Source organism: Afipia sp. P52-10 (assembly GCF_000516555.1).
Taxonomy (GTDB): Bacteria; Pseudomonadota; Alphaproteobacteria; order Rhizobiales; family Xanthobacteraceae; genus P52-10.
In genome coordinates this window covers 78,366-100,130 of sequence record NZ_AZSJ01000002.1, presented here as the reverse complement: position 1 = coordinate 100,130, position 21,765 = coordinate 78,366, and the positions used below count along the sequence as shown (strand labels likewise).

22 protein-coding genes are annotated in these 21,765 nt (G+C 64.2%); 16 read left to right on the top strand and 6 right to left on the bottom strand.

Annotated elements, in window-relative coordinates; genetic code table 11:
- Nucleotides 1–3: 3 nt before the first annotated feature.
- Genes X566_RS01175 through X566_RS01155 form a run of 5 tightly spaced genes read right to left on the bottom strand, consistent with a single transcriptional unit; the run spans nucleotide 4 to nucleotide 4,370 of the window.
- Nucleotides 4–321: a hypothetical protein gene (locus X566_RS01175; protein WP_051443771.1), complete on the bottom strand. Its 318-nt coding sequence runs from the start codon at nucleotides 319–321 to the stop codon at nucleotides 4–6.
- Nucleotides 318–920 (bottom strand): cytochrome c oxidase subunit 3, encoded by a 603-nt coding sequence (locus tag X566_RS01170; RefSeq protein ID WP_034462819.1) that lies wholly within the window; start codon nucleotides 918–920, stop codon nucleotides 318–320. Before X566_RS01170 ends, X566_RS01175 begins: the two co-directional genes overlap by 4 nt.
- Nucleotides 917–2,824, bottom strand: a complete 1,908-nt coding sequence (ctaD, locus tag X566_RS01165; RefSeq protein WP_034462818.1) for a cytochrome c oxidase subunit I — start codon at nucleotides 2,822–2,824, stop codon at nucleotides 917–919. Before ctaD ends, X566_RS01170 begins: the two co-directional genes overlap by 4 nt.
- Nucleotides 2,821–3,813 carry a cytochrome c oxidase subunit II gene (gene coxB / locus X566_RS01160; protein ID WP_343213025.1) on the bottom strand — a complete coding sequence of 331 codons (993 nt, stop codon included), beginning with the start codon at nucleotides 3,811–3,813 and terminating at the stop codon, nucleotides 2,821–2,823. The genes ctaD and coxB overlap by 4 nt, the downstream gene beginning before the upstream one ends.
- Entirely contained in the window at nucleotides 3,810–4,370 is a 561-nt protein-coding gene (locus tag X566_RS01155) for a c-type cytochrome (protein WP_051443793.1), read from the bottom strand. Before X566_RS01155 ends, coxB begins: the two co-directional genes overlap by 4 nt.
- A 269-nt stretch (nucleotides 4,371–4,639) precedes the next feature.
- On the opposite strand from X566_RS01155, the gene X566_RS01150 reads away from it, so the two are divergent.
- The 15 genes from X566_RS01150 (at nucleotide 4,640) to X566_RS01080 (ending at nucleotide 20,359) form a co-directional block, all read left to right on the top strand.
- Nucleotides 4,640–5,734 carry an inositol-3-phosphate synthase gene (locus X566_RS01150; protein WP_034462882.1) on the top strand — a complete coding sequence of 365 codons (1,095 nt, stop codon included), beginning with the start codon at nucleotides 4,640–4,642 and terminating at the stop codon, nucleotides 5,732–5,734.
- A 2-nt stretch (nucleotides 5,735–5,736) separates the two neighbouring features.
- Nucleotides 5,737–6,336 carry a histidine phosphatase family protein gene (locus X566_RS01145; RefSeq protein ID WP_034462817.1) on the top strand — a complete coding sequence of 200 codons (600 nt, stop codon included), beginning with the start codon at nucleotides 5,737–5,739 and terminating at the stop codon, nucleotides 6,334–6,336.
- Nucleotides 6,333–7,427 carry a glycosyltransferase gene (locus X566_RS01140; RefSeq protein WP_034462816.1) on the top strand — a complete coding sequence of 365 codons (1,095 nt, stop codon included), beginning with the start codon at nucleotides 6,333–6,335 and terminating at the stop codon, nucleotides 7,425–7,427. The genes X566_RS01145 and X566_RS01140 overlap by 4 nt, the downstream gene beginning before the upstream one ends.
- The gene (locus X566_RS01135; protein ID WP_152539764.1) at nucleotides 7,428–8,222 is read left to right on the top strand and encodes a nucleotidyltransferase family protein; all 795 of its coding nucleotides are present in this window, start codon (nucleotides 7,428–7,430) and stop codon (nucleotides 8,220–8,222) included. It abuts the gene before it with no gap.
- On the top strand, nucleotides 8,219–8,977 hold the full coding sequence (locus X566_RS01130; RefSeq protein WP_034462815.1) for a TIGR04290 family methyltransferase: 759 nt from the start codon (nucleotides 8,219–8,221) through the stop codon (nucleotides 8,975–8,977). Before X566_RS01135 ends, X566_RS01130 begins: the two co-directional genes overlap by 4 nt.
- Nucleotides 8,978–8,981: 4 nt before the next feature.
- A complete protein-coding gene (locus tag X566_RS01125; protein ID WP_034462814.1) occupies nucleotides 8,982–9,914 on the top strand; it encodes a glycosyl hydrolase in 933 nt (310 codons plus the stop codon).
- Nucleotides 9,915–9,916: 2 nt separating this feature from the next.
- A complete protein-coding gene (locus X566_RS01120) occupies nucleotides 9,917–11,125 on the top strand; it encodes a phosphopentomutase (RefSeq protein ID WP_034462813.1) in 1,209 nt (402 codons plus the stop codon).
- Nucleotides 11,126–11,306: 181 nt separating this feature from the next.
- Nucleotides 11,307–12,419: an NAD-dependent epimerase/dehydratase family protein gene (locus X566_RS01115; protein ID WP_034462812.1), complete on the top strand. Its 1,113-nt coding sequence runs from the start codon at nucleotides 11,307–11,309 to the stop codon at nucleotides 12,417–12,419.
- Nucleotides 12,416–13,495 carry an SDR family NAD(P)-dependent oxidoreductase gene (locus tag X566_RS01110; RefSeq protein WP_034462811.1) on the top strand — a complete coding sequence of 360 codons (1,080 nt, stop codon included), beginning with the start codon at nucleotides 12,416–12,418 and terminating at the stop codon, nucleotides 13,493–13,495. The genes X566_RS01115 and X566_RS01110 overlap by 4 nt, the downstream gene beginning before the upstream one ends.
- Complete coding sequence (locus X566_RS01105) at nucleotides 13,492–14,772, top strand: TIGR04295 family B12-binding domain-containing radical SAM protein (RefSeq protein ID WP_034462810.1); 1,281 nt, start codon at nucleotides 13,492–13,494, stop codon at nucleotides 14,770–14,772. Before X566_RS01110 ends, X566_RS01105 begins: the two co-directional genes overlap by 4 nt.
- Nucleotides 14,773–14,798: 26 nt before the next feature.
- On the top strand, nucleotides 14,799–15,902 hold the full coding sequence (locus tag X566_RS01100) for a glycosyltransferase family 4 protein (RefSeq protein ID WP_244434634.1): 1,104 nt from the start codon (nucleotides 14,799–14,801) through the stop codon (nucleotides 15,900–15,902).
- Nucleotides 15,899–17,035 (top strand): glycosyltransferase, encoded by a 1,137-nt coding sequence (locus X566_RS01095; protein WP_034462808.1) that lies wholly within the window; start codon nucleotides 15,899–15,901, stop codon nucleotides 17,033–17,035. The genes X566_RS01100 and X566_RS01095 overlap by 4 nt, the downstream gene beginning before the upstream one ends.
- Nucleotides 17,032–18,156, top strand: a complete 1,125-nt coding sequence (locus X566_RS01090; RefSeq protein ID WP_034462807.1) for a glycosyltransferase — start codon at nucleotides 17,032–17,034, stop codon at nucleotides 18,154–18,156. The genes X566_RS01095 and X566_RS01090 overlap by 4 nt, the downstream gene beginning before the upstream one ends.
- Entirely contained in the window at nucleotides 18,153–19,277 is a 1,125-nt protein-coding gene (locus tag X566_RS01085) for a glycosyltransferase (protein ID WP_034462806.1), read from the top strand. Before X566_RS01090 ends, X566_RS01085 begins: the two co-directional genes overlap by 4 nt.
- Nucleotides 19,274–20,359 (top strand): UDP-glucuronic acid decarboxylase family protein, encoded by a 1,086-nt coding sequence (locus tag X566_RS01080; RefSeq protein WP_051443769.1) that lies wholly within the window; start codon nucleotides 19,274–19,276, stop codon nucleotides 20,357–20,359. Before X566_RS01085 ends, X566_RS01080 begins: the two co-directional genes overlap by 4 nt.
- Before the next feature lie 24 nt (nucleotides 20,360–20,383).
- On the opposite strand, the gene X566_RS01075 is transcribed toward X566_RS01080, so the two are convergent.
- Complete coding sequence (locus X566_RS01075) at nucleotides 20,384–21,334, bottom strand: NAD(P)/FAD-dependent oxidoreductase (protein ID WP_051443768.1); 951 nt, start codon at nucleotides 21,332–21,334, stop codon at nucleotides 20,384–20,386.
- A 151-nt stretch (nucleotides 21,335–21,485) separates the two neighbouring features.
- On the opposite strand from X566_RS01075, the gene X566_RS01070 reads away from it, so the two are divergent.
- Complete coding sequence (locus X566_RS01070) at nucleotides 21,486–21,752, top strand: hypothetical protein (RefSeq protein WP_034462805.1); 267 nt, start codon at nucleotides 21,486–21,488, stop codon at nucleotides 21,750–21,752.
- The last annotated feature ends 13 nt before the right edge of the window (nucleotides 21,753–21,765 follow it).

Here is a 21,765-nt window from a genome sequence, read left to right as displayed (position 1 = left end):
TTGCTAGTGTGCGCATGGGTCCAACAGAAACGACGAGGCCGCCTGCAGCACGAGCGCGAAGCCGAACAGCAGGCCCATCAGACGACCAAGACCGACAACGAAGACGGTGCCTGCAGGTGAGTCTGACGACGTTCGCCACCATGGCCAGAAACCCGCGACGAGCGACAGCAGAGCAAGCCCTATCGCCAGCATGCCGGAAACCGGCCATGCGAGCGCGCATTCCATATACGGCAGGATAGGCCCGAGCTGCGTGCTGACCGCCCAGGCCGCCGGGCCCGTCAGCACCCCTGCCATCACGGTCGCCGGTCTGACAGCGTTCATAGCCGCGGGATCCAGTAGATGCATCCGTAGAGTGGAAGCCATGTCAACACGACAAAGTTCCAGTACATCGCATTATCTTCGATATCGCCGAAGCGACGGTCATTGTCGCCATGGCGCGTGAACATGATCACCGCCAGGACAAGGGTATCGACCAGATCGGTGATCAGATGCGTGGTGTGCAGGCCGAGCAGCAGCCAGACGACGGACCCGTACGCATTGCTATCCCAGGAGATACCGAGCGCCGGGAACTCGAACGCCCGAACCACCAGGGGAGCGATGCCGGATGCCGTCATCACGACGATGCCGACCTGGACATGGCGCAATTTCTGCTGCTTCGCCCATGTGGCGATGACATGGTTCGGAATGAGGCTTGCGATCAGCAGAACCGTGATGATCGTTCCCGGCCGCAAGTCCGGAACAGGCGCGCGGAGCGGCCAGTCCGGCGCGATGCTGAGCAGATAGAGATAGACGGCGATCCCCAGCGCGAAGCCGGTGCCTTCGATCAGCATGAAGGCCCACGTTCCCCACCATGTCACGCTTGCGCTTCCCTGCCCGTGCGAGGGAAGCGCGGCGAGATCGGCGACAACCCTGCTTTTCATGCATCGTCCTCAGGAGTGCCCTTCGGCCAGAACCAGCCGACCAACGTCACGGCGATCGGGATCGATCCCCAAACCACCGCCCACGGCGTGAAGATCGATCCGATCAGCATGATCGTCGTCGCGATCGCCGCCCAGAACGGCCATAACGAGTTTCGCGGCGAGGACTCGCGCGCCTGCGGCGTGCCTTCGGCAACCGAGCTGACGATCAATTCGCGGCGGTTCAGACAGAGCCCGGATGCCACCGGCAGGACATCCGGGCTCTGCCACAGCGGATCGCGGCCTTGAACGACAGGAATGCGCGCGAAGTTGAAGCTCGGCGGCGGCGACGCCGTTGCCCATTCGAGCGTGCTCGCATTCCAGGGGTTGTCGCCCGCAGGTTGCCCATGGCGCGCGCTGCGGATCGCATCGATGAAAAACAGCAGGAATCCCGCAGCCAAAAGCAGCGTGCTGAGACTGACGAACAGGTTCAGTCCGCTCCAGGGCAACTCCGGCGGATACGTATAGACGCGTCGCGGCATGCCCTGCAGGCCGAGGATATGCATCGGGAAGAAGGCAAGATTGAAACCGACGAAGATACAGGCCGCCACATAGCAGCCGACACGCTCGCTCATCATCCGCCCGACGATCTTCGGATACCAGTAATAGATCCCGCCGAGCAGCGGAAACACAGCGCCGCCCACCAGCACATAGTGAAAGTGAGCGACGACGAAATACGTATCGTGCGCCTGGGTATCGAATGGCACCGAGGCCACCATCACCCCGGTCAGACCGCCGACGACAAAAGTGACGATGAAGGCAATGACGAACAGCAGCGGCGTCTTCAGTTGCGGCCGCCCATCCCACAACGTCGCGATCCAACAGAAAATCTGCAGCCCCGCCGGAACGGCGATCGTCATGCTGGACGCGGTGAAGAAGCTTTCGCCGAGCCGCGGCAGACCGGTGACGAACATATGATGGACCCAGAGCCCGAACGACAGAACCCCTGTCGTCAGCAGCGCAAACACCATCGGCAGGTATCCGAAGATCGGCCGTCCCGCGAAGGTCGGAACGATCGCCGAGACGATCCCCACCGCCGGCAGGAAGATGATGTAGACCTCCGGGTGACCGAAGAACCAGAACAGATGCTGCCAGAGCAGAACGTCACCGCCCTCTGCCGGGTTGTAGAAATGGGTGCCGATCAGCCGATCCAGGATCAGTGTCGTGCTCGCGACCATCACCGCGGGCATCGCGATAATGATCAGCAGCGACGTCACCAGCATGGCCCAGACGAACAGCGGAATGCGATCGAGCGACATGCCCGGCGCGCGCTGCTTCAGCACCGTCACCACGATTTCGACGGCGACCGCCAGCGCGGCGAGTTCGGTGAACGTCACCATCTGCGCCCAGATATCGGCGCGCTTGCCGGCGCCGTACTGCGGCCCGGAGAGTGGCACATAGGCGAACCAGCCGACATCCGGCCCCATCTGCATCGCGAACGCGATCCACAGCATCACACCGCCGGCCAGATAGATCCAATAGGAGAACGCGTTGAGCCGCGGAAAAGCGATGTTGCGCGTGCCGACCATCAGCGGCACCAGATAGACCGCCATTCCCTCCATCACCGGTACGGCGAACAGAAACATCATCGTCGAGCCGTGCATCGTGAACAGCTGATTGTAGAGGTCCGGCCCGACGACGGTGTTTTCGGGCTGCGCGAGCTGCCATCGCATCAGCAGTGCCAACAGCCCGCCGAGACTGAGAAAGACGAACGCGGTGATAACGTAGCGGCGAGCGATGATCTTGTGATCGACGGTTGCGACCGCATTCCAGAATCCGGGACGCGTCCCCCACAGCGACGAGAGCCGTGAGACCAGCGCGGCATCATCGACGTCCGTATCGTGCAACCTATCGTCCTGCGACCTCATTTGAGGCTCGCCATGTAGGCGGCGAGAGCCTTGAGCTCCGCCGGACTCAGCGACACCTGCGGCATGGTATTGCCCGGCTTCAGGGCCTGCGGGTCGGCGATCCATGCGGCGAGCGAGCCTTGCGTGGTCTCGAACAGGCCCGCGCCGATGGTACGACGGCTGCCGACATGCGTGAGGTCCGGCCCCGTGCGCCCGATCGCCGCCGTGCCTCTGATCGTATGGCAACCCGCGCAGGCTCCGCGCGTGAAAACCCGTTCTCCGTGCCGGGTGTCATCGTTATCCGGCACCGCCGCGGACTGCCGCTGCGAGGCCTTCCAGGCTTCGAAGGCGTCTTTCTCATCCGCGACGACCGACAGGGCCATATGTGCGTGCTGGAATCCGCAGAACTCGGCACACTGCCCCCGATAGACACCCGGGCTCGAAGCGCTCACCACGATTTCGGTGGTGCGACCGGGAATCAGATCCTGTTTCCCGGCAAGGCTCGGTATCCAGAACGAATGGATGACGTCAGCAGCGCTGAGCTGTACGCGAACCGGCTCTCCCACCGGAACATGAATCTCGTTGGCGGTTACGAAAGAGCCTCCGTCCTCGGCATCGGGATAGGTCACCTCCCACCACCACTGGTAGGCGCGGACGTGAATCGTCACCGGATACGGTCCGGCGGGCTGCAACGAGGCGGTGGCGCGAAAACTGATGAAAGTGAACGCTGCGATCACGATCACCGTGCCAGCCGTCGCGGTGCCGACGACGATCGACAGCCGCCGTTGCGCCGCGGGATCACCTTTGCGCCGCCGCTGCGGCCGCACGAGCGCGGCCGCGAGCGCGACGATGACGAGCGCCCATACCACGCAGCAAACCGCCACGATGGTCCATATCAGCCACGCAAGCGATTGCGCCTGAGGTCCGTGCGGCGCCAGCACCGACTGCGGTCCGGAACAGGCGGCCAGCCCAGCCGCAAGAACCACGATCAGACCGCCGCGCACCATCATTGCACCGACAGCCTGTCGAACAGCCCGGACGCCGGCGCACGGTTTTCGGCCGGCCGTGTCTGCACAGCGTCGTCGCGCCCCGGTGCCGAGGTCTTGGCAGAATATGCACCCAAGGTCTGAACATACCCGGCAAGCTGCCAAATCTGCTCCGTCGTCAGCCGCGCGTGAAACGACGGCATTCCTCCTGGCCGACCATCGCGGATCGACACCACGATCGAGGCGAGGCTGGGGCCATATCGCCAGCGACCCGCAAGGAAACTCGGCGCAATGCCAGTGCGATCGTCGGCATGACACTGCCGGCAGCCGAACCAGCTGTAGAGCCGCTTTCCCTGACTGAGGTCATAGGCGTTGTCGGCATAGGGCTTGCCGAGCGCAGTAAAGATCTGCGGCGGCGCGCCGGCCGTACCGTCGGGCATCAAGCGCACATCGTTCAGAGCCGCCGCGCTGGCGGGATCGAGCCTTAGGGTTCGCTCCTCGCGTTGGCATCCGGCGAGCGCCGCCGCGATCAGCATGGCGCAGCAGACCCCAGCGGCGTCTGTCGACGGCGGTCGATGCATCCTCGAAGTTCCCGAACGCGGCGCGAACCATCTCTTCGCCGCCATCTTCTTCAAACAATCATTGCGAGACGCCGTTCCAAGCAGGCGCCCTGCAAGCCGAAAGGCGCATACTTGCATCGGCGAACGTTCGATCCATCCTAAGTTAATGATTTCCGATTTTCTCCGCCGGGGGAAAGCCTGATCGGCGTCACTGGCGCGCTTTACCGGAACGAACAATCGCCAACGAACTTACGTTTGCATCGCCACACTGGCTGATGATGAAGGCGAACATGCACGCACCCCATCCTGTTTCTGGCAAGGTCAGAGTCGGCATTGTCGGCGTCGGCAACTGCGCGAGTTCCTTTGTTCAAGGATTGAACTTCTACAGGCACGCGTCCTCGAACGAGCCGGTGCCTGGGCTGATGAACGTCGATCTCGGCGGCTATCACGTCGGCGACATCGAGATTGCGTCGGCGTTCGACGTCGATGCGCGCAAGGTCGGCCGGGACGTGGCCGACGCCATCTGGCAGGCGCCGAACAACACCCACCGCTTTTCCGACGTTTGCGAGACCGGCGTCGTGGTCCAGCGCGGCAAGACCCTCGACGGCATCGGCCGCTATCTGCAGGACGATATCGAGCTGTCCGACGCCGAGGAGGCGGACGTCACCGACGTTCTCGTGCGCAGCCAGACCGACGTGGTAATTTCCTATCTTCCGGTCGGCTCACAGCAGGCGACCGAGTGGTACGCCGAACGCGCGCTCCGCGCGGGCTGCGGCTTCGTCAACTGCATACCGGTCTTCATTGCGTCCAACCCGACGTGGCGCAATCGCTTCAAGCGCGCCGGCCTGCCGCTGATCGGCGACGACATCAAGAGCCAGGTCGGCGCCACCATCGTCCATCGGATGCTTGCGAACCTCTTCCGCGAGCGCGGCGTGCGCCTGGATCGCACGTTCCAGCTCAACGTCGGCGGCAATGCCGATTTCAAGAACATGCTGGAGCGCGAACGGCTGGTATCGAAGAAGATCTCGAAGACACAAGCCGTCACGAGCCAGTACGCCGTTCCTCCCGACGGCGATAATGTTCACATCGGCCCGAGCGACTTCGTTCCCTGGCTGACCGACCGCAAGTGGGCCTACATCCGCCTGGAGGGCACCACCTTCGGCGGCGTACCGTTGAATGCGGAGCTCAAGCTCGAAGTCTGGGACTCGCCGAATTCCGCCGGCGTGGTGATCGACGCGGTGCGCTGCGCCAAGCTTGCCAAGGATCGCGGATTGGGCGGCGCCCTCACCGGGCCTTCCAGCTACTTCATGAAATCTCCGCCGCAACAGTTCACCGACGAGGAAGCGCGCCTGCAGACGATGCAATTCATCGAAGGAAAGGATTGAATTTGACCACACGGGTCGATCTGGTGCGCCACGGACACCATGCCCTGCTGAACCGCGTTCTGTGCGGCCGCATGCCCGGTGTCGGCCTCGACGATCTCGGTCGCGCCCAAATGGAGACGTGCGCTGCTGAAGTCAACCGCTCCCGCGCCACAGTGATTCAATCGAGTCCGCAGCCCCGCGCGCTGCAATCGGCCGCGATCATCGGCCGTGCATGCGGCCTGCCTGTCGAGGTCGTCGCGGCAGTCGACGAGATCGACGTCGGCGCATGGACCGGACTGACGTTCGACCGGCTCGCTAAGGATCATCGCTGGCGAACGTGGAACGAGCGCCGCGGACAAACACGACCGCCGCAAGGCGAGAGCGCCCACGAGCTGCAACGCCGCATGATCCGGCATCTGGAGACTATTCGCCAGCGGCCACCCCATACCACGATCGTGATCGTCAGCCATGCCGAGCCGATCCGGGTGACGCTGATGCACTACCTGAAGCTGGCGCTCGATGACTACGCGCAGGTGGAGGTGTCTCCTGCCAGTCTGAGCACGCTGCTGATCGACGGCTCACGCACCCTCGTCACCCGCATCAATGGAATGGCCGTCCCGTGAGATTCACGATTTTCGGATTGACGATCAGCTCGTCGTGGGGAAATGGCCATGCCACGCTGTGGCGCGGCCTCTGCAAGGCACTTGCCGCCCTCGGACACAGCGTCACGTTCTATGAACGGGACGTGCCCTACTATGCCGACACGCGTGACCTCGATTCGCTCGCGAAGGGGGAGCTGAAACTTTATCGCGCATGGGAGACGATCGCAGCGCAAGCGCGCGACGATATCGAGAACTCCGATGTTGCGATCGTCACATCCTATTGCCCGGACGCGCTGCACGCCAGCGACAGCATTCTCTCGCAAAGCCGCGCGCTGCGCGTGTTCTACGACCTGGATACGCCGGTCACGCTGGCTCACCTCGATGCCGACAGCGAAGTCCCCTACATCGGCCCGTCCGGTCTTTCCGGCTTCGATCTGGTGCTGAGCTACAGCGGCGGGCACTCCTTGCAGCTATTCAAGTCGCGCCTCGGGGCGCGCCGCGCCGCACCGCTTTATGGCCACGTCGATCCGGATTTGCACCGGCCATCCCCGCCGATGCCGCAGTTTGCCGCCGACCTGTCCTATCTCGGAACCTATGCCAAGGACCGCCAGCAAACGTTGGAAGCCCTGTTCATCGAACCCGCCGGATGTCAACCGGACCGTCGCTTCCTGATCGGCGGCGCGCAGTATCCGAACGACTTCCCCTGGACCTCGAACATCTACTTCGTGCGGCATCTTCCGCCGGCCGCGCACCCCGCTTTCTTCTGCTCGTCGCGGCTGACGCTGAACGTCACCCGCAAGCCGATGGCAGAGAGCGGCTGGTGTCCATCCGGGCGCCTGTTCGAAGCGGCCGCCTGCGGCGCGCCGGTCGTCAGCGACGCCTGGGACGGCATCGACACGTTCTTTGCGCCCGGCCAGGACATCATCGTCGCCAGGAACACCCGCGACATCCTGGCAGCGCTCGAGTTGAGCGATGCGGAATTGACCGCCATGGCACGGCGCGCCCGCGAGCGAACGCTCGCGCAGCACAGCTCGTCCGTCCGGGCCCGCGAGCTCGTGGCTTTGGTCGAGCAGTCGCCGCAGCGCAGCGATCCGTTGACAATGGAGGCCTAAATGTGGGGGATCGTTCCAGCCGCCGGCCGTGGCACGCGCATTCAACCGCTTGCCTTCTCCAAGGAGCTCCTGCCGGTCGGCAGCCGCAGCGCAGCGGGGACCGAGCGTCCCTGCGCCGTCTCGGAGTACCTGCTCGAACGCCTCGTTCTCGGCGGCGCGACCAAGATCTGCCTCGTCATCGGGCCGAACAAGTCGGACATTCTGGGATATTACGGCGACAGCTTCGGCGGCGCTGAAATCGTCTATGTCGTCCAGCCGGATGCCCGGGGATTATGCGATGCGGTCTTTCACGCCAGCCGCGTGGTCGGCGCGAACGAGTCCGTCATGGTCGGGCTGCCGGACACGATCTGGTTTCCGGAAGACGCACTGACGGCACTTCCCGACGTTGACTTGTCCTTCCTGCTCTTTCCCGTCGACCAACCCGAACTGTTTGACGCGGTCGTGCTTGACGGCGACCGTGTCACTGAAATCCAGGTGAAACAACCGAACGCCCAGTCGCACTGGATCTGGGGAGCGTTCAAGATGTCCGCAGCCACGTTTGAGGATTTGCGGCTCCTGTGGAAGGCGCGCGAACGGCGTGACGAATATTTCGGCACCCTGGTCAACAGCTACTTGCAGGCGGGCGGCAAGGCGATCGGCGTCAAGGCTGGAACCGCCTATGTCGATGTCGGCACCATCCACGGATATCGCATGGCGCTCTCGCTGCTGATGCAACGCAGACAGGACGCGCCGCTCATGCGCGGCAACGGCGGGGAGCCCGACAACGTGGCAACGAACGCGAAAGGACCAGCATGACAGCACGCACTCTGTCGCGGGAGGAAATCCGTCGCAAGGTGGACGCACTCGGCCCCTGGTTTCATAACCTGGACCTGCAGGGCGTGCCGACCGCTCCGGCGCATTTTCTCGGCGACTATCCCCAGGTAAAATGGCGCCGCTTCGCCGGCATCGTTCCCGACGACATGTCGGGAAAGTCGGTGCTCGACATCGGCTGCAACGCAGGCTTCTATGCGATGGAGATGAAACGCCGCGGTGCGGAGCGGGTCGTCGGCCTCGACAGCGACGACGAATACCTCGCCCAGGCCCGCTTTGCGGCCGAGGTCAGCGATCTCGACATCGAGTTTCGCAACCTCTCGGTCTACGACATTGCCGCCCTCGGCGAGCGGTTCGATCTCGTGATTTTCATGGGCGTTCTCTATCACCTGCGCCATCCGCTGCTGGCGCTCGATCTGATCCATACGCACGTCGCGCGCGATATGATGCTCTTCCAATCGATGCTTCGCGGCAGCGACACAGTCGATCCGCTCGATGCCGACTACGATTTCTGGACCACCGGCCAGTTCGATCGCAGCGGCTATCCAAAGCTGCATTTCGTCGAACATCAGTACGCGAACGATCCAACCAACTGGTGGATCCCGAACCGCGCCTGCGTCGAAGCGATGCTGCGCAGCGCGGGTTTCGAGATTTCGGCCCATCCGGAGGACGAGGTCTACCTGTGTCGCCGGATCGAGCGATCGCAGGCCGATGGCGCCGTTTATCCGCAGAAAGGGTAGACGCATGATCGAAGCCGTGAAGATCTGGAACGAGCCCAACAACAAATCGCATTGGGACCTCGAATTGGACCCCGGCTGGACGAAGTTCGCGCAGATGACGATCGCCGCCGGCGACGCGATCGGACGCGCCAGGCCCGGCCTGACGCGGGTGTTGGGCGGTATCTCGCCGATCGACCCGAGCTTCCTCAAGACCATGCAGGCGCAAGGCGCGCTCGACGCGGTCGACGCGGTCGCTGTGCATGGCTTTCCACTGGACTGGAACCTCTGGCTGATCGACGACTGGCCGGACAAGATCGCAGAGATACGCGCGGTGGTCGAAAAGCCGATCTGGGTGACCGAAGTCGGCGTCTCGTCGTTCGGCGCGCAGGAGGTTCAAGCCTGGGGCATCGAACGGACCGCCCAGCTGCTCGCAGGGCAGAGCCCACGCATCCACTGGTACAGCCTCTACGATCTGCCAACCACCTGGGAGGCGACAACGCGTCACAAGGAGGCCGAGGGTTCGTCCTACTACCGGCACTTCCACATGGGGCTCCTCACCGAACACGGCGAGCCGAAGCTCGGTTTGGAAATCTTCGCCCGTCACACGCCGCTGCTCGGATTGTGCCAGTGGTTTCATTTCGAGGACCATCGGCTGGACGATGCGGTGCGCTGGATGCGCCGGCTGGGCGTCCGCCATGTCCGAACGGGCCTGTCGTGGGCGGACAGCTTTCGTCCACAGGCGCTGGCGTGGTTCGACCGCATGATGGAGGCTCTCGCCGAATTCGACGTGACGCTGACCTTCTGCTTCACGCCGGAGCATCGCGGCATCGCGCCTCATCATACAAGCCCGCCGCTCGATGTTGACGAGTTCGCGACCTTCTGCGCGGCTATGGTGGAGCGCTATTGCGAGCCGGCCCCGCCGCTGCGGCAAGTGCAGCTGGCACGCACGGAGCTTTGACCATGCGCGCTGCGATCCTGGTCCTCGACTCAGTCGGCATCGGCGGCGCGCCGGATGCTGCGGCCTATGGCGACGCCGGCGCCGACACGATCGGCCATATCGCAGCCGCATGCGCCGACGGATCGGCCGACAACGCCCAGCGCAATGGCCCCTTGTTTCTACCGAACCTGCGAGCGCTCGGGATCGGCGAGGCCTGCCGGCTCGCCACCGGACGCACGCCCGCCGGTCTTGCGCACAGTGGTCCGGTCGCCGGCCGATATGGCTGCGCCACCGAGACCTCGAAAGGAAAGGACACGCCGAGCGGCCATTGGGAAATCGCCGGCGTGCCGGTGCTGTTCGATTGGGGCTACTTTCCACGGCAGCCGGACTGCTTTCCGAAGGACCTGCTGACGGCCCTCTGCGACCGGGCCGATTTGCCGGGGACGCTGGGCAACGTCCATGCCTCCGGCACCGAGATCATCGCCAGGCTCGGGCGCGAGCACATGCGCACCGGACAACCGATCTGCTACACCTCGGCAGACAGCGTGTTCCAGATCGCCGCGCATGAGGCGACGTTCGGCCTGGAGCGGCTGTATGCGGTCTGCGCAATCGCCCGCGAGCTCGTCGATCCGCTGAACATAGGCCGCGTCATCGCCCGCCCATTCATCGGCGAGGAGCCGGCGCACTTTGTCCGCACCGAGAACCGACGCGACTACGCGGTACCGCCGCCGTCCGCCACCATCCTCGATCTTGCGAGCAACGCCGGCCGTCATGTCGTCACCGTCGGCAAGATTGGTGACATCTTCGCGCATCGCGGCACCGGCCGGGTGTTGAAGGCTGCCGGCAACGACGCGCTGTTCGACCGGACGCTCGAAGGGCTCAGTCAGCTTGAAGACGGCGGGCTGCTGTTCAGCAACTTCATCGATTTCGATACCATCCATGGCCACCGCCGGGACGTGGCCGGTTATGCCTCCGCGCTCGAGGCCTTCGACCGACGGCTTCCGGAACTGCTCACCGCCCTGCGCGCGGACGACCTGCTGATCATCACGGCGGACCATGGCTGCGATCCGACCTGGCCGGGCACGGACCATACGCGCGAGCGCGTGCCTCTGCTCGTCGTCGGCGGGCGCGGCCCGAGCCACCCGGGTTCGCGCAAGAGCTTCGCGGACATCGGCGCGACGGTCGCCGCGCATCTTGAGCTGGCGCCGCCGGCGGCAGGCATCGCGTTCTGACGCGCTGCGATTAACATAGGTCAATAATCTATGTTGCGCGAAATTGTTGTTTGTAGGTGCGCCCGGAACGAACGTTCATAGCCGGCGTCTTCAATTGCAAGGTCGATCGTTGCTCGTCGCCGATCGGCTCGCCTGACCGGATCAACCGAAACCGGTCCAGCCATACTGAAGAAGGCAACCAATGACGCGCGTTCTGATCACCGGTGGAGCCGGCTTCATCGGCTCCCACGTTTGCGATGCTCTGCTGGCTTCCGGCTATGATGTTCGGGTGCTCGACGATCTCTGCCCGCAAGTCCACGGCGCGGATCGGCTGCGCCCGCGCTATCTCGACCCCGATGTCGAATTGATCATCGGCAACATCTGCGATCCTGCCGCTGTCGAACGCGCATTGCGCGGAGCCGACATGGTTTTGCATCTGGCCTCGGCGGTCGGCGTCGGTCAGAGCATGTACGATATCGCAGCCTATGTCCGCATTAACGAACTCGGCACCGGCGTGCTGCTGGAGGCGCTCGCGAAACGGTCCGTCGCGCGGCTCGTCGTGGCGTCATCAATGAGCGTCTACGGCGAAGGCCTGTGCCGCGACGCGACCGGTCGACTGATCGCGCCTGTCGAGCGATCGCTCTCCCAGCTCAGGGCGGGCGAGTGGGAACTCAGCAGCGATCAGGGAATTCCGCTGACGCCGGTCATGACGCCGGAAACCAAGCAGCCCTCGCTCGCTTCGGTCTATGCGCTCAACAAGTTCTGCCAGGAACGCCTCTGCCTGATCACCGGACGCGCGTATGGCATACCGGCCGTCGCACTGCGTTTCTTCAACGTCTACGGACCGCGGCAGGCACTGTCCAACCCCTACACCGGCGTTCTGGCGATCTTCGCGGCGCGGCTCTTGAATCGCCGCGCGCCGCTGGTGTTCGAAGACGGGCTGCAGCAACGCGACTTCGTGCATGTGCGCGACGTCGCAGAAGCCTGCCGCCTGTCGCTCGAAAGCGACTGTCGGGACGAAGTCTTCAACATCGGCTCGGGGCAGAGCCGGACGATCCTGTCGATCGCCCACGATCTCGCCCACGTTATGGGACGACGTGACCTTATTCCACAGATCACCGGCAAATATCGCGCCGGCGATATTCGCCATTGCTTCGCGGACATTCGAAAGAGCCGCGAGCAACTCCACTTCGCCCCTAGCACCGATTTCGAAGACGGCCTGCAGGAGCTCGCCGACTATCTCGCCGGCCAGATCGCTGACGATCATGTCGAGCGTGCGACCGCAGAGCTCGCCCAACGAGGGCTGGTCGCATGACGGAGCAGCTTCATAGTCTTGGCGACCGGCCGATCGTCATCACCGGCGGCTGCGGCTTCATCGGCTGCAACCTCGCGGACCGCCTTGCAGCCGCGGGCCATCGGGTGGTCGCGTTCGACAGCTTGAGCCGTGCCGGCGCGCATGAGAACGCGCGCTGGCTGAAGGCCCAGCACGGCGAACGCGTTGCCATCGTCGGTGGGGACGTGCGCGATGTCATCCCCGTGACCGACGCGGTGCGCGACGCCGGCGCCGTCCTGCATCTCGCCGGCCAGGTGGCCGTCACCAGCAGCCTCGCCGCTCCCGTCGACGATTTCGAGATCAATGCGCGCGGGACGCTGAACGTGCTTGAAGCGCTGAGACTGCATAATCCCAACGCGCCGATCGTGTTTGCATCAACCAACAAGGTCTATGGCGAACTGACCGGGTCGGCGGACGTCGAGCAAGACGGCCAGCGCTACCGGCCGAAGTCACCGGCGCTTCGAACCGGCGCAAGCGAGGCCACCGCACTCGACTTCTACAGTCCGTATGGATGCTCGAAAGGGACCGCCGATCAGTATGTCCGCGATTATGCGCGGGTGTTCGGCTTGCGCACGGTGGTCCTGCGCATGAGCTGCATCTACGGCCCGCGTCAGTTCGGCACCGAAGATCAGGGTTGGGTTGCTCATTTCATGCGCCGTGCCATGAACCGCGAGCCGGTCACGATCTACGGCAACGGCCTTCAGGTCCGCGATGTGCTGCACGTTTCCGACGCGGTCGATGCCTGGATAGGCGCCCTCTCCCGCATCGAGACGGTTCGCGGGCAGGTCTTCAACCTCGGCGGCGGACCGACCAACGCCATCAGTTTGCTTGAGCTGCTGAACCGGCTTGCGGCGATCGAAGGGCAATACCCGCAGGTCACCTTCGCCGATTGGCGGCCGGGGGATCAGCCCTGGTACGTCTCGCGCATTGATACTCTCAAGGCGGCGCTTGATTGGGAGCCGCGCATCGGCATCGAGCCAGGTCTTGCCTCGTTGCACACCTGGATCGCGGAACGATTTGGCGCCTCGAACCTGTCACGAACGGGAGTCCGTGCATGACGCGTGTCGCTCTGATCAATCCAAACTGGACCTATGGCGGCAGCATCTACTTTGGATGCCGGCAGCCGCATCTGCCGATCGAGCTCGGCGTTTCGCAATGGATGCTCCGCGAGCAAGGCCACCAGACCCTGCTGCTCGACGCCCATATGTTCGACCTGTCGATCGATGACATCCGCTCCGAGATCCGATCATTCGCGCCCGACGTCATCGTCATCACCACTGCGCCGACATACCTGTTCTGGCGCTGTGCTCCGCCCGAACTGCGTGTTCCGCAACATCTCGCCGAGGCGCTGCGCGATCTGGCGCCGCGACTGATCGCGGTCGGCCCGCATGGATCGGTCACGCCGCGCGCGGTGTTGCGCAAGCTCGACGTCGATCTGGTCGTCATGGGCGAATGCGAGGAGACCCTGCTGAAAGCCGTTGACGGACGGCTGGATAGCGCGGGACTCTGTTATCGCGACGGCTCCCGGCTGCAAGTCAATGGCGGACCGCAGGCCGCGAGGTTCGTCGACCAGCCGGCGCTGTCCTGGCCGAGCGAGATGGTCCGGCGGCACCATCACCATCACCATCGCTTCGATGCCGAGCCAGTCGCGCCGGGCTGCGAGGTCGAGGCGTCGCGCGGCTGCCCCTATCACTGCACGTTCTGCGCCAAGGACAACTTCCGCAATGCCTATCGCAAGCGCCCGCACGACGTGATCCTGGCCGAGGTCGATCAACTGATCGCGCAAGGCGCGCGCTACGTCTACTTCATCGACGAGATCTTCCTGCCCGATCAGCAATTGCTGCAAGGACTCGTCTCCCGCGAGATCCAGTTCGGCGTTCAGACCCGCATCGACCTCTGGAAGCCTCCCCTGCTCGAACTGCTGGGGCGTGCCGGCTGCGTCTCGATCGAGGCCGGCGTGGAAAGTCTGACACCGGAAGGGCGCGCCGCGCTCGAAAAGAAATGCCGCATGACCACCCAAGAGCTCGCGGACCGGCTGGTGGAAGCGCGCCGGCACGTGCCGTTCGTGCAGGCCAATCTCATCGAGATGCCGCAGGACGACGATGCGGTGGTGCAGGACTGGCGCCGGCAGATGCAGGACGCCGGCATCTGGGCGAACGATCCGGTGCCGCTCTATCCCTATCCGGGATCGCCGGACTACAGGAAGCTGTGGGGCGAACCGGACGATCAGGCCTGGGAACGCGCGCACGACTACTATCTGACGCTGTTCGACCGCTTCAGCGACGTGCAGAACGAGCGCCCGCTTCCGTTGCGCGAACTGGAGCTCGCACGATGAGGCACGACCCAAAGCCGCGCATTCTGATGACGGCAGACGCGGTTGGCGGCGTATGGACCTATGCCACCTCGCTGGCCGCGGGCCTGGCCGCGGACGGCTGGCGCGTCCAGCTGGTAACGATGGGGCCGAAGCCAAGCCCTGAACAGCTCGCCGCGTTGCCGGCAAACAGCCTCATCTCCATTGTGCAGACGGAGCTGCAGCTCGAATGGCAGGACCCGGCTGGCCTCGATATCGCGCGGGCCCGGACTGTTCTTGCCGGCATTGCGGCGGATTTCTCGCCGGACGTCATCCATTGTAACGGGTATCGCGAGGCGTCCTACGGCTGGAGGGTGCCCACCCTCGTTGCGGCCCATTCATGCGTGCAGTCATGGGCAAGGGCATGCGGCGTCTCCACGTTCGACGACGAGCCGTGGCTGACTTATCGGCAGAACATCGGAGCCGGTCTCGGCAGCGCGACAGCCTGGGTTGCGCCGAGCCAGGCCTTCCGCTCCGTCATCGCTCGCCTGTATCAACCCAACAAGCCCAGTCGCGTCATCTACAACGGCATAGCGGATGACGCGCCGGCCCGCGCTGCGAAACGTGACGTCATTCTGTCGGCCGGACGCATCTGGGACCGCGGCAAGAATCTGCGCCGGCTGATCGAGATCGCCGACGAACTCGACTGGCCGTTGGCTTTGGCCGGCGCCTTGCATGAGCCGTTCAGCGGCGGCAAGGCCGAGCCTGCCTCGGCCCATTACCTCGGCGCGCTAGCGCGGCCCGCCCTGCTCGACGAAATGCACCGCGCTGCGATCTTCGTCAGCCCGGCCCGCTATGAGCCGTTCGGCCTGTCCGTTCTCGAAGCAGCATCCCGCGGCTGCGCGCTCGTACTCTCCGATATCCCCTCGTTCCGCGAACTTTGGGACGGAGCCGCCGTATTCGTCGACCCTGAGAGCCCGGGCGCGCTGATACGTGGTCTGACGCTGCTATGCCACGACGACGCTGTGCGCTCGCACCTGCAGCACCTGGCTCAGGAGCGGTCCCGCCGCTACGCGCTGACAGAAACCGTCCGCGCCTATCAAGACCTCTACCGGTCGCTCACGCAAACCGTCGCGACCGCAGACGCCTCTCACAGCCGGGAGATGACGGCATGAAGTTCGTCCTCTTCTATCATGCCATCACCTCGTGCTGGAACAATGGCAACGCGCACTTCCTGCGCGGCGTCGCGCGCGAGCTCGCGGCACTGGGACACAGCGTCGTCGTCTATGAGCCTGGCGACGGCTGGAGCCGCCGCAACGCCATTCTCGACGGCGGCACCGACACGCTCGCCGCTGCGCGTCGCGTGGTGTCGGGCGTGGAGGTCCGGCAATATGATGAACCGCTGGACTCGATGCTGGACCATGCGTTGGCTGGCGCCGACGTCGTCATCGTGCACGAGTGGAATGCGCCGTCTCTTGTCACTGCGATCGCCCGTCGCCGCGCGGCAGGCGGCGCCTTTACGCTGCTCTTTCACGACACACACCATCGCGCAGTCACCGCACCCGACCAGCTCAGTCCTCATCTGGACGGGTTCGATGCGGTTCTCGCCTTCGGCGAAATTCTGCGCGACATCTACCTGAAACAGGGCTGGGCACGGCGCGCCTTTACCTGGCACGAGGCCGCCGACACCGCGCTGTTCGCGCCGGCGGAGCAAGCATCCCCAACCGACGACGTCGTCTGGATCGGAAACTGGGGCGACGACGAACGCAGCGCAGAAATCGCCGAGTACCTGATCGCTCCGGCGGCAACGCTCCGTCTCTCCGGATCCGTGTTCGGCGTCCGCTATCCCGAGCATGCGATCGCGGCGCTGCGCAGGTGCGGCCTCCTCTATCGTGGCTGGCTTCCGAACCACGCCGTCGCCGACGCGTTCGCGGCGGCACGAATGACGGTCCACATTCCGCGCGGGCCTTACGCCAATGCGCTGCCGGGAATTCCGACCATCCGGATGTTCGAGGCGTTGGCGTGCGGGATTCCATTGATCTCCGCGCCCTGGCGCGACGACGAGCAGATGTTTCCGGACGGCGCGTACCTGCGCGTCAGCGATCGCCATGCAATGCGCGAAGCGATGTCGGCCGTGCTGGCTGACAGGGACCTCGCCGCATCGCTGAGGCAGACCGGCCTCGCCGCCATTCACGCACGCCACACGTGCAGGCATCGGGTCAACGAGCTCATGTCGATGATCCGCGCCATTCGCGGTGATCGCTCGCAATCCGCAGAACCGGCGCTATCGGGAGCTGTCGCACCATGAAACTGTGCTTCTTCGGTTCGAGTCTCGTGTCATCGTACTGGAATGGCGCCGCGACCTACTATCGCGGTTTGCTGAAAGCTCTGGCCGAGCTTGGACACGAGATCACTTTCTACGAACCCGACGCCTTCGAGCGCCAGGCGCATCGTGACATGGCCGATCCGGACTGGGCACGCGTCGTCGTCTATCCCGGCACGGCCGATGGATGGAAGCGAGCGCTGGAGGACGCCGCGCGACAGGCCGACGTCCTCGTCAAGGCGAGCAACATCGGCGTCTTCGATGCCGAGCTCGACGAAGCCCTGAGCGATATCCGCTCACCGGCACTGCGCATCTACTGGGATGTCGATGCGCCGGCCACCCTGGAGGAGATGGCGGCAACTCCGCAGCATCACCTGCATCGGGTCATTCCGCGCTATGATCTCGTTCTTACTTACGGCGGCGGCAGGCCCGTGATCGACGGCTATCGCGCCGTCGGCGCACGCGATTGCATTCCGATCTACAACGCTCTCGATCCGCACACGCACTTTCCCGTGCAGCCATCGCAGACGTTCGCTGCGGATCTCGGGTTCCTCGGCAACCGCATGCCGGATCGCGAGGCACGGGTCGATACCTTCTTTCTTGAGACCGCAACGCTGCTGCCCGACAAGGCCTTCGTCATCGCCGGCTCCGGCTGGGACGACAAGGCGATGCCGCCCAATGTCCGCCGGATCGGCCATCTTGGCACCGGGCTGCACAACACGTTCTTTTGCTCGACGCTCGCCACGCTGAACATCAACCGGGCGAGCATGGCGCGCTACGGCTACTCCCCACCCACCCGCATTTTCGAAGCCGCCGGCGCCGGAGCATGCCTGATCACCGATCGCTGGCCCGGCATCGAGGACTTCCTCGAACCGGATCGTGAGGTTCTTGTCGCAGCGTCCGCCGCCGAGGTCGCCCGCCATGTGGCAGATCTCACGCCAGCGCGCGCCGAACAGCTCGCCACCCGCGCGCGCCACCGCATTCTCGCCGACCACACCTATGCGCACCGGGCAAGGGACGTCGATCGTCTGCTGAACGGACGGCTCGGCAAGCGCGAAACAATTGGAACAACCGGAAAATTTGGAAAGATCGAGGCCGCCGAATGAACCTCAATATTGTCTTTCTCGGACTGTCGATCACCTCGTCGTGGGGCAACGGACATGCCACCACCTATCGTGCGCTGGTCAAAGCGCTGGCCGCGCGCGGCCATCAGGTGACCTTCCTCGAGCGCGACGTGCCTTGGTACCGCAAACACCGCGATCTGACCGAGGCGTCCTATTGCAAAATCCATCTCTACCGAAGCTTGCGGGAACTGGCGGAACGCCACGCGCCGCTGATCCGTACGGCCGACCTCGTGGTGCTCGGCTCTTACGTGCCGGACGGAATCGCGCTCGGCGATTGGATCACGACGCAGGCCCGTGGCATCACCGCATTCTACGATATCGATACGCCCGTGACCCTTGCCGGACTGGATAGCGGCGAGGTTAGCTACATTTCGGCGCGCCTCATTCCCCGGTTCGATCTCTACCTCTCGTTCTGCGGCGGTCCAGCGCTCGGCCTCATCGAGGAACGCTATGCCGGCCGGCGTGCCCGCCCGCTCTATTGCAGCGCTGAGCCGTCGGTCCACGCGCCCGAACCGCAGCCGCGCTGGACGCTCGGTTATCTCGGCACCTATAGCGAGGATCGCCAGCAAGGCCTCGATACGCTGCTGTTTGCACCGGCAGAAGCGCTGCAGCAGCAAGCCTTCGTCATTGCCGGCGCCAAGTATCCCGATGCGGCGGACTGGCCGGAGAATATCGAGCATATCGAGCACCTGCCGCCCGATGCGCATGCGGCCTTCTACCGATCGCAGCGCTTCACCTTGAACGTCACCCGCAAGGACATGAAGCACACCGGATACGCGCCAAGCGTCCGTCTGTTCGAAGCCGCTGCCTGCGGCGTTCCCGTCATTTCCGATCAATGGCCCGGCATCGAGACCATCTTCGCTCCCGGCAGCGAGATCCTTTGCGCGGCGGATGCACGGGAGATGGTGAAAATCCTGACCACGCTTCCCGAGGAACGGCGTCGCGCCATTGCGGCCGCCGCCCATGCCAGACTGGTGCGCGACCATACGCCAGCGCACCGCGCTCGACAGATCGAGGCCTACTACCTCGAAGCGAGCAGCGAACCTACCCGTCCGCGGGACGCCATGGCTCACCTGGCGCATGTTGAAAGGACCCAGGCATGAAACCGACCTCTCAAGCCCAAACGGACCGTTCCCCACGCGGCCCGCGTCGGCGGCGAGTGCTGATCGCCGGCGGCGCCGGATTCATCGGCTCGCATCTGTGCGATCGTCTGGTCCAGCACGGGACGGAAGTCCTTTGCATCGACAACCTTCACACCGGCACGATCGACAACATCCGCGCGCTACTCAATCACCCGAACTTCTCGTTCCAACGGCACGACGTGCGCGATCCGCTCAGCGTCAGCGGCGAAGTCGATCGGATCTATAACCTCGCTTGCCCAGCCTCCCCGAGGCATTATCAGCAGGATCCGGTCAGCACCATGCGAACGTGCGTGCTTGGTGCGGTCAATCTTCTCGAGTTGGCACGGCAGAAGAATTGCCGCATCCTGCAGGCATCGACCAGCGAGGTGTATGGCGATCCCGAAATCCATCCGCAAATGGAAAGCTACGTTGGCCACGTCAGCCCGATCGGTCCTCGTGCCTGCTACGACGAGGGCAAACGGGCCGCCGAGACGTTGTTCTTCGACTACCAGCGGCTCTACGGAACGGAGATCAAGGTCGCGCGAATCTTCAACACCTATGGCCCGCGCATGCTCGAGAACGACGGCCGCGTGATCTCGAACTTCATCCTGCAGGCGCTGAAAGGCGAGCCGATCACTGTATACGGCTCCGGCGAGCAGACGCGCAGCTTCTGCTTCATCGACGATCTGGTCACCGGCCTGGAATTGCTGATGGAAAGCCCGCCCTCGTTCACGGGACCATGCAATCTCGGCAACCCGGAAGAGGTGACGATCGGCGACATCGCCCGGCAGGTCCTGTCGTTGACCAGTTCGGATTCGGATATTCGCCATATGCCGCTGCCGCAGGACGATCCGAAGCGGCGCAAACCGGCCATCGACCGCGCCCTGACGGTTCTCGGCTGGAAGCCAACTGTCAGTCTCGGCCGCGGCCTGCTCGAAACCATCGCCTACTTCACACTTTGCATGGGCGTCGCGCCACGGGAGGTCAACGTGGCCCGTTTGGATTCGGCACGAGCGGCGCGCCGGATGCCACGACTGCGCGAGCGGCAGACCAGCACGGACTGAACAAGGCGCCGACGTCAGCCGGCGTCAGCCGGCGGACGCGGATAAGATGCTGCGGCCGCGCTCCGTGTCGCGCGCCAAATCCTCCTTCAGCAGTTCGTTGTTGATGGCAAAGCCTGCCGCCGCGCCCTCGCCCGCCGCAACGATGGCCAGCTGGACGTGTCGGATCACGTCTCCGGCCGCGAACAGTCCAGGCACGCTGGTCTTTCCATAACCGCTCGAGCGGATGAAACCGCCACGAACCTTGGCCGCACCGAGACGGCGCGCGATCTCGGTGTTAGGCCTGCCGACCGACCCGAAGAACAAGGCATCGATGGCCAGGGTCTCGCCCGATCGAAACCGCACTCCGGCAAGACGGCCGTCGCTGCCCTCCAGCTGAGCGATCCGCTCGCTACGCTGCGCGATCTGCAGAGCGTCCAAGCGAGTCCGACAGGCTTCCGTCAGTCGCGAACGGCCATCGGTCAAGACCGTGACGTTCGAACTCCAGCCTTTCAGCTCCAGCGCGATATCGACCGCGCTTCGACCGTGTCCCAGCACGGCCAGTCGCTGGTTCCTGCGCTCGTAGCCGTCGCAGTAGGGACAGTGGAACACACCTGACCCGTAGAATTCGTCCGCTCCGCGCACCGGAGGAACGATGTCCGTGACCCCGGTCGCGACCAGCAGTTTCCGGCAGGAGATGTCGCCCGCCTCGGAGATCAATCGAAATCCGCTTTCCGACACCTTGGCATCGACGACCATGGTGTTCTCGCAGAGCGAGACGGTGTCATAGCGACCGAGTTCGCTGCGCGCCATCTGCAGGAAGTCGGCAGGCGCGGTGCCATCGCGGGTCAAGAATCCGCCCAGCCTCTTCGCACGCCTGTTGCGTGGCGCTCCGCCGTCGTAGACAGCAACCGCTCGGCGCGCACGCGCAAGGATCAGCGCCGCGGAAAGCCCCGCGGGGCCGGCACCGATGATGGCCGTGTCGTAGCACCGTGTCATGACATCACCTCGGCATGCGCGCCGGTTCCTCAATGGCAGGAGCGATCTCCGTTGAACCAGCATCACATCGTCAACGTTCGCATCTGTTGTATGGAACGTCCGTTCGGAGCTGGCGTTGCACCGACATTGCACGTTCTCACTGGAGGTTCCGATGAGTTCAGCCACGACGGTTACGGATCATGACGCTATCCGGCAGTGGGCCGAGAAGAACCACGCCCGCCCCTCCTGTGTGAAGGGCACCGGAAGCAAGGACGACCCGGGCATGCTGCGGTTCGACTTCGACGAGCGGGATGAAAGTCTGAAGGAGATCTCCTGGGACACCTGGTTCGAATGGTTCGACAAGAACCGGCTCGCCCTGCTTTGCACGGCCGACAGCCGTTTCAACAAACTCGTCAGCCGTGACGGCGAAAAGCGCTAGCGGCCGATGGCCG

Excerpts from the sequence above, each read along its gene's own strand:
- X566_RS01120 (WP_034462813.1), top strand. The coding sequence starts at position 9,917 with ATGCGCGCTGCGATCCTGGTCCTCGACTCAGTCGGCATCGGCGGCGCG.
- X566_RS01135 (WP_152539764.1), top strand. The coding sequence starts at position 7,428 with ATGTGGGGGATCGTTCCAGCCGCCGGCCGTGGCACGCGCATTCAACCG.
- X566_RS01095 (WP_034462808.1), top strand. The coding sequence starts at position 15,899 with ATGAAGTTCGTCCTCTTCTATCATGCCATCACCTCGTGCTGGAACAAT.
- X566_RS01100 (WP_244434634.1), top strand. The coding sequence starts at position 14,799 with ATGACGGCAGACGCGGTTGGCGGCGTATGGACCTATGCCACCTCGCTG.
- X566_RS01085 (WP_034462806.1), top strand. The coding sequence starts at position 18,153 with ATGAACCTCAATATTGTCTTTCTCGGACTGTCGATCACCTCGTCGTGG.
- coxB (WP_343213025.1), bottom strand. The coding sequence starts at position 3,813 with ATGATGGTGCGCGGCGGTCTGATCGTGGTTCTTGCGGCTGGGCTGGCC.
- X566_RS01110 (WP_034462811.1), top strand. The coding sequence starts at position 12,416 with ATGACGGAGCAGCTTCATAGTCTTGGCGACCGGCCGATCGTCATCACC.
- X566_RS01105 (WP_034462810.1), top strand. The coding sequence starts at position 13,492 with ATGACGCGTGTCGCTCTGATCAATCCAAACTGGACCTATGGCGGCAGC.
- X566_RS01150 (WP_034462882.1), top strand. The coding sequence starts at position 4,640 with ATGCACGCACCCCATCCTGTTTCTGGCAAGGTCAGAGTCGGCATTGTC.
- X566_RS01115 (WP_034462812.1), top strand. The coding sequence starts at position 11,307 with ATGACGCGCGTTCTGATCACCGGTGGAGCCGGCTTCATCGGCTCCCAC.
- X566_RS01130 (WP_034462815.1), top strand. The coding sequence starts at position 8,219 with ATGACAGCACGCACTCTGTCGCGGGAGGAAATCCGTCGCAAGGTGGAC.
- X566_RS01170 (WP_034462819.1), bottom strand. The coding sequence starts at position 920 with ATGAAAAGCAGGGTTGTCGCCGATCTCGCCGCGCTTCCCTCGCACGGG.
- X566_RS01175 (WP_051443771.1), bottom strand. The coding sequence starts at position 321 with ATGAACGCTGTCAGACCGGCGACCGTGATGGCAGGGGTGCTGACGGGC.
- X566_RS01090 (WP_034462807.1), top strand. The coding sequence starts at position 17,032 with ATGAAACTGTGCTTCTTCGGTTCGAGTCTCGTGTCATCGTACTGGAAT.
- X566_RS01080 (WP_051443769.1), top strand. The coding sequence starts at position 19,274 with ATGAAACCGACCTCTCAAGCCCAAACGGACCGTTCCCCACGCGGCCCG.
- ctaD (WP_034462818.1), bottom strand. The coding sequence starts at position 2,824 with ATGAGGTCGCAGGACGATAGGTTGCACGATACGGACGTCGATGATGCC.
- X566_RS01075 (WP_051443768.1), bottom strand. The coding sequence starts at position 21,334 with ATGACACGGTGCTACGACACGGCCATCATCGGTGCCGGCCCCGCGGGG.
- X566_RS01125 (WP_034462814.1), top strand. The coding sequence starts at position 8,982 with ATGATCGAAGCCGTGAAGATCTGGAACGAGCCCAACAACAAATCGCAT.
- X566_RS01070 (WP_034462805.1), top strand. The coding sequence starts at position 21,486 with ATGAGTTCAGCCACGACGGTTACGGATCATGACGCTATCCGGCAGTGG.
- X566_RS01155 (WP_051443793.1), bottom strand. The coding sequence starts at position 4,370 with ATGCATCGACCGCCGTCGACAGACGCCGCTGGGGTCTGCTGCGCCATG.